Raw genomic sequence first — 14,677 nt, forward strand, 5'->3', positions numbered from 1 at the left:
ATTAACCTACTTTAAATGATCTTTCTTAGTGGCACGGTTTGACCGAAATCACTGGCATGGTCAGACCGAAATAGCCAGGCTTTTCCGTTTGGTCTTTTTTGTCTGCCATATCGTTGTTTTTTTTACTTTTCTAGTTGCAACTTGCGAGTAATATTACAACCGATAATGTTAGTATTATTTTATACCTATCGCTAATGTTAAATTATCACGATGTTTATTTAGCTGACGCACAACGTTCTGGGTATGGTGTCGTTTTTTTATTTATTTTCTTCTTCAATTTCTGGTTCGATTATCTCTGGAACTTCAAAGATCATAGGAACATTTGATTTTAAAGCTTTACCCGCTGCAATCGCTTGTCTAAACTTGAGATTTGGAAGAACGTTTGCAATACCTTGACCAAAATAATTGGAGAGGAATTCACTACTGGTTTTGTCAAATTCTTGAAATGATATAATTGTATTACATTGTGTAAGGACAGTTTTTGACACATTAGCCGTCCTTTGAGCGATTACCATTAGTCCAACATTATATTTACGCCCTTGTAGTGCAATTTGAGCGATACTGTTTAACAAAGACTGGGATGATTTGTCTGCTATTCCAACAAAATTCCATTCAGGAATCACAGTATGCGCTTCCTCTAAAACTAAACATACTTTATTGCCAAACGACTTGTCATTTTTTGCAATATGAAATAATAGCTTGAAGAATAATCGAGTATATTCTAAGATACCTGAAGTATTATTAACATCAGGCAATTCGAAGATTGAAATCTTTGCTGCAGGATTTTGCATGAAAGAAGTTATTTCAGCATGCATAGTTTTAGATACTTCTTTTCGCTTAGCTATTGTTGCCTCATTGTCTTTTCCATAATTCTTCGAAACGGCTAATTCAATTTCATCTATTTCTTTAAATGCCATATCGGCAACTGTATTATTGATTACATCAATTGGGTCTAAATCATCGAATTTCCCCTTATACTCACCTGTAAAATCAATACAAATAACCTTGATTGTTTCATCCTTTAAATATTCCCTAATAAGATTGCGGGCGAATATTGATTTGCCTGTTCCCGTAACACCAAGAACTGCAGTATGGTGGGTTAAGGCTAATTCTTTGTTTATTATAACGGGAAAATTAGTATTTGGAATATGACCAATCTGAAACTCAGTTCCCGCAATTTCTACATCTTGAATCTTTGAAGAAATATAGACGGGAGAGTTTATTTCGGGAACCCAACCAAATTGTTCAAACCTTACCTTTTCATGATTCCAAGTTCCTAATTGTATTGCTTCTCCAACTATTAAACCTGTTTCATTTCTATTTTCTAGTTGCTCAATTCTAGTTATTCCTTCTACAATTTGATAATAAACGGAGGTGTCTTTAACTCTAACTTCTAAAAGTTGGCCATCATTAACAGAAGCCTTTGAATTATATACAAATTTGATTTTTTGAATTGAAGAGTTTTCGGTAATTATACCTACAAATGTTTCTAGATACTCATTCTCTGGAACATCAGAGATTTTGTAAATGATATCGTCAGTATGTCCTTTAAGTATAGGCTTGTTTTCAAAAATCTTATTGATTTCAGCAGTCGTAAGAACCTTTATCCATTGTTGTTCATTTAATAGATAAGTGTCTAATATTATACCTTTTCTAATTTGACGAGTATCATCAATAGAGTAGACAAACTCTACAAAATCGAAGAGTTTTATTTTTTGTTTTCGTTCTGAAAATAATTTGACAAGAAATGTGTTTTTTGATTGAACACCCAAGATTGAGCCAAGAGCATTTTCTTGTTTTTCTAATTCTTTCGGTTCAAATAGATTATTGAAGATAACCGCAATTGCTGGAATATTGAGTATCATGAAAATAACCCAATACAATAGCAAAGCGTTAAAACCGTCACTACCTAATCCAAATTGATTTAACGCTCCCCAAAGAAAGAAAGCCGAGAATAGCGTTTGAGGTTTTCCTATTTCTCTATTTACCCTAGAGAAAAATTGTATCCATTTATTCTCTTGAGTTAAAGGATTATTTCTCACCCACATCAATAAGTAACTACTCAGGGCTAGATACAAGGTTATTCCAAGGAAAAGCCAAAAGACCCAATTCCTATTTTCTTCAGAAATTAAAAGAAGAGATATGCCTGCGGTAACGGCATTTATAAAAATACTTGAGTCCTTCGAAAAGTGAGGTTGGTCAATTAGAGAAAGTAATATTAAAAGCAAAAACCCTGAAGTGAACCAAAAGTCATTGAGTAAGAAATCAAAATCATTTGTAACGAATCTCCCAACTCCAATTAAAAGAAGTAAAGAGAGTCCGAGAAATATGAGCCTTGTTCTCTTATTCATTTTTAGTGTCTTTAATTAATGCACCCCAACGATCAATATAAAAAAAGCGTTTTAATGCCTTTTATATTGATCGTTGGGTACATTATGTTTCAATTTCTTCAGATGAAGTGTATACAAAATGCCCCAATTCTTCAAACAAATCTTCCATAGGTAAAGTGGAAATATTGTCCATAAGATCTATTAATTTGGTATTCCAAAAAATGCCTTGTCTTGGATTAAAAATTTCTATACTATCTATCGCCAATTTCTCTTCTGTCAGCCAATTTAAAGCACAATAAACTAATAATTGTTTAATATCGGATGCTTGAAGATTCCTTTCGCCTGCTTTAATTTCACATAGAGTATTTTCATAGTATATATCACCTTGACAATTTGCAATTATTCCACAACCTCTAAATTTTGGGTCGAAAACTAATGTCTTTCCGAAATATGTTTTTACTAATCTATCTGTTTGCTCATTAATTATTTTACTGTTTATCTGATCCAATTCAAATGTGTCCAAGCCATTTCTAGGAAAATACTTTAAATATTCCGCAGCAATTTGTACTACCTCCATTATTTCTAAATCATTAGATGTATTTTTTAGTTTGAAATTAATAAAAGCAGACGTATTATTTATAGATCTATGCTTAGCTTCGTCTAAAGAATCAATAGGTTTAAATATTCGATCAATACTGCCTTTATTAAGAAAACTCACATAGTCACTTAACCAAGGAGTATTTTGAGTCCAAAACGAGGTGTAACCTCGAGCAAATGTTTTTTCTGAAATCATAATGGTAATTTCCAGTTTGATGCCGAAGGATTTTTACTTCCTATCCATCTCTTTAACAAAGTTTCAAATTCTGATAATTGAGGTTCAATTTTATCTCTCCAATGTTTTCCTTCATCATTTAGATAATAACTTGCGGCTATAAATGCCCTTCTCTCCCAAGATGTAAACGTGGAAAATTGAGGCTTCAAATCAGACAACCAAAAGGAATTAGATAGGTTTGTCATACCATAAATACAATTCATTTTTACTAATGCTGATCTTGAGGCACTTGCTATGTGGTCAATTGCCTGAATACTACTTTCTCTGTTTTTTAAAGATAGTACTCGAGCAGTATACGATGAGTTATTATCAGTCTGAACAATGTATGAATCTGTAAATACCAACTCAGCTAGTGTATCTAGAAAAAAATCAATCGTTTCTTCATCACAATCCAAAAGTTTTCTATTAGCAAGATGCATAACAGAAGGGTAAATAGGATAAAACGAGTCTAAATTAGAGGCAATAGTTTTAAATGCTAAATTCAAAGGTTCATCTTCAAGGATGTTCACAGCATTTAAAAGTTGCTTCCCAAAAGCGTGATGAATTCTACTTTTTCTAATTTCAGTTTTTATTAAAGGAACAATATCAAAGTCTGATAATTTCCTTTTTAATTCTTTATAATCTTGTTCTGCTGTTATAGAATAGGGGTCGTATTTAATGTGTATTCTCATGAAGGCAGATCGTTCTTTTCCTTCCTTGTCATCTTCACCTTCAAGAATGACAGTCGATTGTGAAATAAATTCGGAACTTGTTAAAATTTGAGTCTTATTTTTTTGAAGGGTCAAGCCTTCATTTCTCAATAGAAATTCAGCACACCAGTTCAATTTTTTAAATGCATCTTCCTTTGAATCGGCAAATATTATATAATCATCAACATATCGGCAAAAATCTATTTTTTTACTATTTATAACTTGATCAAATGAATTAAGTAAAGTTTCAGCCAGAATTCTTGCAGCATTTCCCCCAACAGGTAACCCATAGGATGCATTTTTTGATATACTGTTAAGAATTGTCATAATCCTCTTAACGGAAGTAGTATTGCTTGTTGACCTCAATAAGGCATTCTCCAACCTGTGGTGATAAATACGAGTGTAGAAATCAGAAATATCAAGTTTAATTACGTAGGCAGAGCTGCTAGCCTTTGTTCTTGCTGTCTCATAAAATTTTCGCCAAGTTAAATCATTATCAAATAACTTTCCTGTAGTTTGTTTTAATTTTAACCGATAAGAAAAAACACAATTCTTTGATGGAGCTATTCTTTTAGTTTCTAAATCTTTTGAAATTCGTAATACTTCATAAAGTAAAAAAGCATTCCAAATTGGATCAACGATTGCTGCCCATCTAAATCCGGTAATACCAACAGGAATACAGCTATTGATTGATTCAACAGGATAATTAGTGCTCCAATTGTCGAAATCACCTGATATTTGTTCTAAAATTTTTTTTACTTCCTCGGGTTTATCATAAAACAGAGCATTTTCAATAGGGTAGGGAAATATATCGGTGTCCCCGAATTTTGAAATGTTATCTATTGCTAATTTGTAGTAATCCATTATTTTATTTATTGTGCCTAACAATCCTATATAAACACATTTTAGCCCAGGAGTTACATATATACCCACTATACACACCACTCATTCGACTAAACCACCCCTTAAATTAATAATTTAGGACAACCAAACCATTGTAAATACTGAAATCTTAATGGATTTTATTAAAAACGGTCAGAAAAGAGATATTAATGGGCATTGCTTTAAACAAAACACAGAATATACTTAGGCCTACGCTTTTCCCACTTCCATAATTTAAAAGCAATAAGTCCAAAAGCCTCTCTATATACAAAAAGCCACTAGAAATAAATCCTGGTGGCTTTGGCTTGGTTTTATGTTGGTATTTTAGGTCTAGTCCAGAAGCGCAGGGTTTCCAAGTTTACCCACAAATAATATCGCCCCACTGCTGTTCTCCTGGATAAAAAAGACAAAAGGTTTGTCCAGACTGAAAACCCTTGGCTGGGAAGGACCCGAACTGGTGGTTTCAATTGCTACAATGGTTGCAGCAGCAGCTTCGGTACCTTCTTCACTGACTTCAATTACCGCCTCGTGAATCACCCTGCTGATCGCCATTGGTGCGGTTGGGTTCACAAAAAGTTTACTGAAATTTAAAGGACTGGGTACAAATGGTTTTACCAAACCTAGGTGCTGTAGCTCTTCTTTTAAATTATCTATTCTATACCCCATCTTGAACTTGGGCATCTTTAGGATAAAATTTGAAGTATCTGCATTGGCTCTAAAATGCTCCAGGTCTTCCAAAGTAAAAGCCTCCATCTTACTGTCCAATTCAAAATCCTTATCCAAGATTACGCCCATGGTATACTGCCCGGTACTATAAGGTATTTCCAGGTACTCCAATGCGCCATCAGCGTAATACCTCAATCCTGCCGGAGAAGACATTTGCATCATGTCCACATCTACTTCCTGACCCGAGGCGGTATAAAAAGGCGCTTTCTTTGTATTACCAACATCAAAACGGTACTTCCAATTCGCCTTGAAATAGATGGCATTGACAAGGTACATCACTGCTGCCGGATCAACATAATCAAGCATGTCTTTGATCATTCCATTGGTATTGTTTTCAATCCACTGATTAATCACCTCTTTAGATTGTGGATTGGACATGTCAAGGCTCGCAATCTCTGCACTGAAACTGTCCCTCACATCCTCTGCAAATTCCTGATTCAATTCAAAGCCCTGTTTGTACCAAATGGCATTGGCGATAGACAACCTCACCTTGGGATCAAGTGCCAATAGATAATCGGTCAGGGACTTTGCTGCTTTATTCGCTTCTTCCAATTCCATCCCCTCAAATCGCAAAACCTGCATAAACTCTGCCTCTACCTCGTCTTCATTGCCATTCATGGCCATGGCGAGTGCCTGATGTACACTGTAGGGACTGAAAAACTGGTTGACATCCTCCTTCTTCTGAAGTTCATGAAACAAATCGAAGGCGAATTGAGAACTGCTCGAAACCATCTCTTGCTCCTGAACCTGTAAAGGCCGGATATTGGCTGTAAGGTCGATTTCCTCATCCTCTCCCCAATTGCAAGCGGTAAACACCATTAAACAGAGCAAAGCAGTCGTTATTTTCATGATTTTTGGGATTTATTTATCACCTATACGGAAAGAAGTGGGTAAATGCTACAATGAAAATTAAAAAAACCAAAATCTTCTTCCATTTTCGGATTGGAAGAGCTAATTACCCCATTAAAAAAAGGAGGACTCAGGGGGATTTATACGGTAGGATACTATTTTTTCAAGCTCGTATTTTTGAATGTTTACGAAAGAATCCCCCTTGGTCCCTCCGCCGCGGCGGAGGGATTTTGGATTTTCAGGATTTACGAATACGTTACTGATTTAACATTTTAACAGTACCTTTAAATTCTAAAAATTCAGCGTTAAAAAACCTTGGCCGAAACTCCCCCAAGGGGGATTTAAAACGGGCTTTAGCTAGATTTAACTTTTACTCCTTTTCAAACCTTACTACCAGGAACCTGAAAACACCCTCATCATAATCAGGATGGAAAAGATTATTTCTAGAGAGGTACAAGCCATCTTCCCTAACAAAAAAATTTCTTCCAACATAAACTTCGAAAGTGTCAAAAGTATGTTCCGCCAATATATTCAGGTCTTTATCTAAAACCATAATACCGGTATAAGGACGGTAATAATTCAAATGGTTTAAGTCTTCATCAGAGGCCTCCGGATCATATTCCACTGCTGGAGTGGTGACCCTATAAAATACATCTCTAAAAGGATCATAGATCAGGGCACCATATTGGTCATATTTTATCCTATCTTCCAAAGCCGCCCTGGGATTAGGTGCCAATTCCTCTACATAAAGAAAATTATTGACTGTTTCAGATTTAACTTCTTTTCTATGGACAACCTTACCCGATTTCGTGTCAAAAATCTGGATTTCATGGTCATACAAGGCCGCAATATAAATTTTATCTTCTCTTTTTGCCCAGGAATACCCACTGCCTTTTTTGCCCTTATCCCAATAGTCTTCCCGGTAAAAAACATCATACCACTGCACGGTATCCTCTGATATATCATAACTGTATACCAATTGGTGTTTTTGAATGTCCGCCTTATCCATGTCATGGTACTTCATAAAAAGTGGCTGCGCACCATACACCTTATTACCTATTTGGTAAAATGGGGTTTCCAAGGAAACACCTATATGGGAAATAGGGAAAAGCTCATTATGAATGGGTTTCCGTAACTGAACCTCTCCTTCCAAGTTAATTAAAACGATTTTTTGAGGGGCATAATTGACCAGCCAGATAGAGTCTTCTGCTATGAGTACTCCACCTGAAAAAGGCTTGACACTATTGGGTCCATCCATATGCAAGGGGACTTCCTTCACCAATTTCCCCTCAGGATAGGAATAAAACTGGTATATTATTTTAAAATAATTGTATATAAATATTTGAGATCCCGAATCAGTTTCCAAAAACTGAATATGCCCCGGATTGATAGGCACCAGGCTGTCTGTTTCAAAAGTAATTTCATCCACCACTTTTAATTTCAACTCTCCTTTTTCATTGTTATTTTGGCAGGCAAAAAAGAGGAGACTAAGTACCGAACAATAATAAAACAGACTCCACTTTATAAAAGGCTTGGCTAAGAACATGCTTAAAACTAAACAAATAATTACCGCTTCCCAATAAACCGCTCCCTTTTATCCTGGAGAAGAGAATATTTGTTGGGCAATATTCATTAGTGTCTAATTTTAATTTCAATTGCTCCGGATTCCCTCCAACCAACCGATGAAAACTTAATTTAACTGATAGCATTTGCATTATTAAAATTTAATTAGAAGATTAGGCAATTCAAAAGCAAAAAACCCTCCCTTAACCATGGAAAGAAGACAATTTTTAAAGATTGGTGGCCTGAGTTCCGTCGCCTTATTTTCCGGAATACCTTTTTCAAGTCACGCACGTTCGGATTATAAAATCAAAAAAATCCGTTATTACGCAGCTCCCGGATACAACAAGCCACTCTTTAACCAGGCAAGAGGCATTGTGGAAATAGAAACCGATTCCGGATTGATTGGAATAGGTGAAGGGGGCACTCCCGACATGGTCAAACAATGTGCTGAAATGCTCATTGGAGAAGACCCTTTCAGAATCGAACACCTGTGGCAATACCTCTATCGTGGGATGTTTTATCCCCCGGGCCGTGAGAAACTTCATGGAGTCGGCGCCATAGAAATGGCCCTATGGGACCTTAAAGGCAAAGCGCTGAATGTTCCACTATATGAATTACTGGGCGGAAAAACCCGTAACTATGTAGAATGCTACGCTACAGGTTTTCGCAAAAGCAAAGCCAGCACCATGGAAGGCCAGGCACAGGACTGTCTTGAGGCAGGACTAAGGTGTTATAGAATTGGTCCTACCGGTGGCAATGGGGACTTGCCATTTGATTTTTATGAAAACAGTAAAAAAACCATTGAAACTTGTCAACGGCTAGACAAAGCAGTGGGCGGAAGCGGCAATTGGGCCATTGACCTTCACACCCGCTTTGACACGACAGAAGCGATAAAGATCTGTGATGCACTAGAAGAATTGGAACCCTATTTTGTAGAAGACATCATCAGGTCTGAAAACCCTGAAGTATACCGAACCATTAGGAACATGACCAAAGTGCCCATTGCCGTGGGAGAGCAATTTGGGGATCGCTGGGACAGCAATGTGTTGATGGAAAATCACCTTATCGATTACAGCAGGGTAACCCTACCCAATACAGGGGGTATTAGCGAAATCAAGAAAATAATAGCCATTGGCGAAACGCATTATGTGGGCATCATCCCCCATTTTACCGGCCCGCTTTCTACTGCAGCACTGGTACATGTATTGGGATCTTCTAGTCCTACCCGATGCATGATAGAGCTAGCTGGTGGTGAACCTGAAAAACCCAATTATTTCAACGAAGATTTTATAGACTTCAGGGAAGGAAAAGTTCATCTGAATGACCGCCCCGGACTTGGCGTTATTTTCTCACCGGAAAAAGCCAATTTATTGTTTGAGGTAACAAAAAACACCGAGTTTACACATCCCTACTTGAAAAGTCCTGATGGCGCCATTCACAACTGGTAGTAGAGACTTAAAAAAACAAATAGCTTCCTATAAGGATTAAAAACCATTTACTAAAAACAAAAGAAAGGCTACTAGGGATTGTATTGCATACTGAGGTTTAGTCGGCCACGGCTATACCACTGGCTGTTATATTTTACCATGTCGGCTTGCGGTTTGACAAAATCACATTTTTCCAGATCATAAAATGTAATCAACATTATTAAATGGTATGAAAATCCAACCTTTTGATATGATTTATCGACTTTTATTACTAGCTATCCTTTTGTCTTCTTGTTCATTTTTTCCTTGATGAAAAAACGAACCAAAAAAATCAAGGCTGTATGTAAATCTTAACGCAAAATGAATCACTCCTTGGCTAAACAAAAAAAACTCGGCCGAAAAGGCCTCAAACAGTTTTTTGTTTTAACGCCATTGAGCAATCCATTTTACTAATTTCCATAAGGCCGAAAAAAATAAATGGAATTGAATAAGCTTAGGCAGCTAAAGCCATATAGGCTAGACATTTAACCTAACATAGAACTCATTTTCGCTTGACACTACTCTCTATGGTAATATTGAAGGAAAAGCCTAACAAATCCCAAAAACCCCATAGGGGTGTCATTTTTGTAGCCAAGGCTGTAAAGCCTTGGTTAAAACGATAAGCACAACCCGATTTTGGCGGTATTGTTGCTTTTTTTTTTCTGCAACAATGCTGACAAAATCCCTTTCGCCTATAGTTATCCAAATTTCTACCTGTTCATTTTTGTCCCTGAGTGAGTTAAAAATCAGGCAGGCTTTGATACAAAAACGAATCAAAAAGATCAAGGCTGTATGTAAATCTTAACGCAAAATGAATCACTCCCTGGCTAAACAAAAAAAAACTCGGCCGAAAAGGCCTCAAACAGTTTTTTGTTTTTAACGCCATTGAGCAATCCATTTTTCTAATTTCCATAAGGCCGAAAAAAAAAACAAACGGAATTGAATAAGCTTAGGCAGCTAAAGCCATATAGGCTAGACATTTAACCTAACATAGAACTCATTTTCGCTTGACACTACTCTCTATGGTATTATTGAAGGAAAAGCCTAACAAATCCCCAAACCCCATAGGGGTGTCATTTTTGTAGCCAAGGCTGTCAAGCCTTGGTTAAAACGATAAGCATGATACGATTATGGCGGTATTGTTGCTCTTTTTTCTGCAACAATGCTGACAAAATCATTTAATGTGTATTTCCTAAACTAAGCTTACACCTCCGGCTGTGATATTTCGCCACATCGGCTTGCGGTTTGCTTTTTTATTCCGAGCCCTGGTCGTGATTTATACCCGCAATGGATGAAGCACTTCCCATTTAATTTGGATGGACAATCGGAGTATTACACGCTTTCAGGGCTTGAATGCTTTAAAACACTCAATTAATTGTATTAATGTTCCTGAAGGATCTGAAAAAATAAAAGTCATGGATGCATGCCAATGGTCAGAAAAAAGCAAGCTCAAATTTTGGCGATATTGTAGCTTTCCCCCTCAACCATGCAGACTAAATCTCTAGACGAGGTTTATACTTACATCACTTTGCATACCATGAACATTGTTATCGCTTAACTGTTCTCACAATGGTAATATTGAAGGCAAAGCCTAACAAATCCCAAAACCCCAAAGGGGTGTCACTTTTGTAGCCAAGGCTGTCAAGCCTTGGTCAAAACCATAACCACAATCCGATTTTGGCGGTATTGTTGCTTTTTTTTCTGCAACAATGCTGACAAAATCACTAACGCTTATGGTTATCCAAATTTCTACCTGTATTGAATATTTTCTTAGGAGCTATACAAAAGAACCCTTACCATACAGGGCTTAAACAATAGTCATTTATTTAAATTTTTTTATCAATAAAATCAATTGTAACCAAGTAAAGCATCATAACATTTTAACAAGGTATTTACCTAATAACCAAACCTTTTCATTTATTTTTTAACCATTTAACAAAACATTTACACCTTCTATAAAATTTAAACAATATTAAATTGACATATATAATGATTAATAATATATTGAGTAAACAATAAATAAAGTATTAAAGTCAATAATAATATGATTTAAAGTAATTAATAACTTTTAGTCTTATTTTACTCAATTAATAATGATTTAAAATCATTTAAAATCAAATTAATAGGGTTTAATTACTATTTGTTATTACTCAATCAATTGTTGCACTTAATTACTTTATATCACTAACCCAAAATAACCTTAGTTATGAAAAACAAAGTAATTTTGCTTTTTCTCACCATGATTTGGTATGGCCAAATCTACGCACAAAACAACAGCATCAGTGGCACAGTGAGAGATGCCAGCGACGAACCCCTCCCCGGGGTAAGTATCATCATTAGCGGAACATCACAAGGTACCGTCACAGACATTGACGGGAAGTACAGCTTAAGCGCTCCTCCAAATGCTACCCTTATTTTTTCCTACATCGGCCATCAGCCCCAAACCATCGAAGTTCAAAACAGAAGCCAAATAGATGTGATGCTAAATTCCAGCGATATAGGCCTGGAAGAAGTGGTAGTAACCGCGCTGGGAATAAAAAGAGAAGCCAAGACCCTCGGTTTCTCCACCACTACTGTAGATGGTGAACTCATTTCAGACAACCGAACCCCTAATTTTGCAGACGCCCTTCAAGGCAAAGTTGCCGGGGTAAACATTTCCTCCATGTCTACCGGTCCCGGAGGGACAAGTAAAATACGGATTAGAGGACAATCTTCCTTTAGTGGGCAAAACAACCCCTTGGTAGTCATCAATGGCGTACCCATGGACAATTCGAATTACTCCTTGGGAGGAAATTACGGCAATCGACAAATGAACAATTCAGATGGAGGAGATGGACTATTGAGCATCAACCCGGACGACATCGAAACCTTGACCGTACTAAAAGGAGCAACCGCCGGAGCCCTGTATGGCTCTCGGGCAAAAGACGGGGTCATCATGATCACCACCAAAAGCAAAAACGCAAGCAAAGGCCTAGGTGTGGAAATCAACTCCAATTTCACCACTGACACTCCCCTTGATTTTACAGATTTCCAATACGAATACGGTCAAGGTGAAGGAGGTGTCCGACCAACCAGCGCATACCCTACTTCCGGTGTTTGGAGCTTTGGTGAGAAATTTGAACCGGGTATGACTCAGATTTTATTTGACAATGAGGAATGGCCTTACGAACCCGTATACGATCGGATCAGCCAATTTTATAATGTAGGCACCAACTGGACCAATACGGTAACTGTAGCCAACAGTGGTGAAAATGGCGGCTTCAGCCTTTCCTTTGCCAATACCGACAATAACAGCATTGTCCCCAACTCAGAGTTAAACAGAAAAACGATCAATTTAGGCTTTTCTCAAAACATAACAGACAAGCTAGTAGCCTCAGGAAACGCTAATTATTCCCATGAAGCCAACCAAAATCCACCTCAGGTAAATGCCCAGGATTTTTCTACCGCCACCGTTATCATGACCCTAGCCAATTCAATGCCTTTTGAAGCCTTGAGAAACAATATCACCCACCCCAACGGGGATGAGGTAGTGATGGCCAGGTTTCTGGTAAGAAACAATCCTTACTATTCCACCTCCAAACGATTTGATAATGTAAAAAGGGACCGCCTTATCGGCAATGTTTCTCTAAACTATCAATTTACGCCCTGGCTCTATGCCATGGGGCGCCTTTCCATGGATTTTTACGTTAGAGACAATGACTACAACACACCCAATGGCTACGCCCCCATTCCCCCGGCTCCTGCAGGTTTTGTAAACGGGAGTTTCACCCAAGACACCAGAAGGTTCAGGGAAACCAACCATGACTTCTTGATAGGTGCCAACCGAACCTTTGGCAATTTTAATATTGACCTGACCATGGGCGGAAACCAACGCTTTGTAAGAATGGACTACAATAGTGTGGCTGTCAAGGACTTTGTAATTCCCAACTTATACACAGTAATGAATGGCCGTGTAAAAGACCCATTGTACAGCCTTTCTGAAAGAAAAATCAACTCCCTATATGGGCTGGGAGAATTTTCATACAAAGAGTGGCTCTTTCTTAACCTAACGGCCAGGAACGATTGGTTTTCCACTTTGGCTCCTGCCAATAGAAGCATCATGTACCCTTCCGTGGCGACCAGCTTTGTGTTTTCCCAAGCCTTCCAAAACCTTCCGGAATGGCTTTATTTCGGTAAACTCAGAATGGCTTATGCAGAAGTGGGCGATGACAATGTCTCCCCCTATTCCAACGCCTTGTTTTATGCCGTAGACAACAACCTTTTCCCAAACCCTGATGGACTTCCATCTCCTCTAGGCAGAGTGAACGCCAGCACGGTACCCAATACCAACTTAAAACCACTGAGAGTTCAGGAAACCGAAATTGGTATGGAACTCAGGTTATTTGACGAAAAACTAAACCTGGATTTTGCCTATTACCATAAAATCACCAATGACCAGATCCTGGCTACCCAGATATCAGATGCATCCAGCTTTACCAATCAATTGGTAAATATCGGCCGAAGCATGAACAAAGGATTGGAAGTTTTGGTCTCGGGCGCCCCTATTCGATCAGAAAAATTCCGATGGGATGTAAGTGTAAATACTACTTACAACACTTCTGAAGTATTGCAACTCGGGTTAACTGAGGCCGACACCATGATTACGGTAAGCTCAGGCGGCGGGCGGATACTCAGGCAAGTGGTAGGTCAACCCATAGGGCAAATCTACACCTTTACCTATCTCCGGGATGATCAGGGAAGAATGGTTTTTGATGAAAACAGCGGCCGCCCCCTAAGAAATGACGAACCGCAAAACATGGGCTCTGTACTTCCAAAATACTACGGTGGTATTTCCAATACTTTCACCTATAAAGGATTAAGCCTGTATACCCTTATTGATTTTAAATTGGGCCACAAAATGATCGCCGGGAGAAACCAAAACTACCTTCGACATGGCCTTCACAAAAACACCCTCAATGGCAGAGATCAAGGCTATGTAATAGGTGATGGTGTCAATCCAAACGGAGAGATCAACACCACCCAATCTTTGATTCAACCTTTCTACGAAACCACCAATGTGCTGGGCATTAACGAAGACTGGGTAAGCAATGCCGGTTTTTGGAAGCTTCGACAGGTATCCTTGAGCTATGACTTTAGCAAACACTTGCCAGAAAATCTGTTTATCAAGCAGCTGCGCCTAAGCGGGGTAGCCAACAATGTATTGATCCTCAAGAAATGGACCCAGAACATGGATCCGGAAAATGTATCGGTCACCTCAGACAATGCCAATGGCATGGATTTCTGGCCTGCATTGCCACCAACCAGAAGTTTAGGATTTAATCTAAACGTAAAATTTTAAAA

General features: G+C 38.0%; 7 protein-coding genes. 2 read left to right on the forward strand and 5 right to left on the reverse strand.

What is annotated here, in order from left to right:
- Nucleotides 1-257: 257 nt before the first annotated feature.
- From Q4534_RS08740 to Q4534_RS08760, 5 genes are all read right to left on the reverse strand, one after another.
- Nucleotides 258-2,351 (reverse strand): ATP-binding protein, encoded by a 2,094-nt coding sequence (locus Q4534_RS08740; RefSeq protein ID WP_303612789.1) that lies wholly within the window; start codon nt 2,349-2,351, stop codon nt 258-260.
- A gap of 82 nt (nt 2,352-2,433) precedes the next feature.
- Nucleotides 2,434-3,123, reverse strand: a complete 690-nt coding sequence (locus Q4534_RS08745) for a hypothetical protein (RefSeq protein ID WP_303612790.1) — start codon at nt 3,121-3,123, stop codon at nt 2,434-2,436.
- A complete protein-coding gene (locus Q4534_RS08750) occupies nt 3,120-4,715 on the reverse strand; it encodes an RNA-directed DNA polymerase (protein ID WP_303612791.1) in 1,596 nt (531 codons plus the stop codon). The genes Q4534_RS08745 and Q4534_RS08750 overlap by 4 nt, the downstream gene beginning before the upstream one ends.
- 348 nt (nt 4,716-5,063) lie before the next feature.
- Entirely contained in the window at nt 5,064-6,308 is a 1,245-nt protein-coding gene (locus Q4534_RS08755) for a serpin family protein (protein ID WP_303612792.1), read from the reverse strand.
- 370 nt (nt 6,309-6,678) lie between these two features.
- The gene (locus Q4534_RS08760) at nt 6,679-7,854 is read right to left on the reverse strand and encodes a DUF4221 family protein (protein WP_303612793.1); all 1,176 of its coding nucleotides are present in this window, start codon (nt 7,852-7,854) and stop codon (nt 6,679-6,681) included.
- A gap of 226 nt (nt 7,855-8,080) precedes the next feature.
- Here Q4534_RS08760 and Q4534_RS08765 point away from each other — a divergent pair, with 226 nt between their 5' ends.
- Entirely contained in the window at nt 8,081-9,319 is a 1,239-nt protein-coding gene (locus Q4534_RS08765; RefSeq protein WP_303612794.1) for a mandelate racemase/muconate lactonizing enzyme family protein, read from the forward strand.
- Between the two features lie 2,224 nt (nt 9,320-11,543).
- Nucleotides 11,544-14,675: a SusC/RagA family TonB-linked outer membrane protein gene (locus Q4534_RS08770; RefSeq protein WP_303612795.1), complete on the forward strand. Its 3,132-nt coding sequence runs from the start codon at nt 11,544-11,546 to the stop codon at nt 14,673-14,675.
- Nucleotides 14,676-14,677: the final 2 nt, after the last annotated feature.

Origin of the sequence: Cyclobacterium sp. 1_MG-2023 (genome assembly GCF_030546805.1) — a bacterium.
GTDB lineage: Bacteria > Bacteroidota > Bacteroidia > Cytophagales > Cyclobacteriaceae > Cyclobacterium.

Excerpts from the sequence above, each read along its gene's own strand:
- Q4534_RS08765 (WP_303612794.1), top strand. The coding sequence starts at position 8,081 with ATGGAAAGAAGACAATTTTTAAAGATTGGTGGCCTGAGTTCCGTCGCC.
- Q4534_RS08755 (WP_303612792.1), bottom strand. The coding sequence starts at position 6,308 with ATGAAAATAACGACTGCTTTGCTCTGTTTAATGGTGTTTACCGCTTGC.
- Q4534_RS08745 (WP_303612790.1), bottom strand. The coding sequence starts at position 3,123 with ATGATTTCAGAAAAAACATTTGCTCGAGGTTACACCTCGTTTTGGACT.
- Q4534_RS08760 (WP_303612793.1), bottom strand. The coding sequence starts at position 7,854 with ATGTTCTTAGCCAAGCCTTTTATAAAGTGGAGTCTGTTTTATTATTGT.
- Q4534_RS08770 (WP_303612795.1), top strand. The coding sequence starts at position 11,544 with ATGAAAAACAAAGTAATTTTGCTTTTTCTCACCATGATTTGGTATGGC.
- Q4534_RS08740 (WP_303612789.1), bottom strand. The coding sequence starts at position 2,351 with ATGAATAAGAGAACAAGGCTCATATTTCTCGGACTCTCTTTACTTCTT.
- Q4534_RS08750 (WP_303612791.1), bottom strand. The coding sequence starts at position 4,715 with ATGGATTACTACAAATTAGCAATAGATAACATTTCAAAATTCGGGGAC.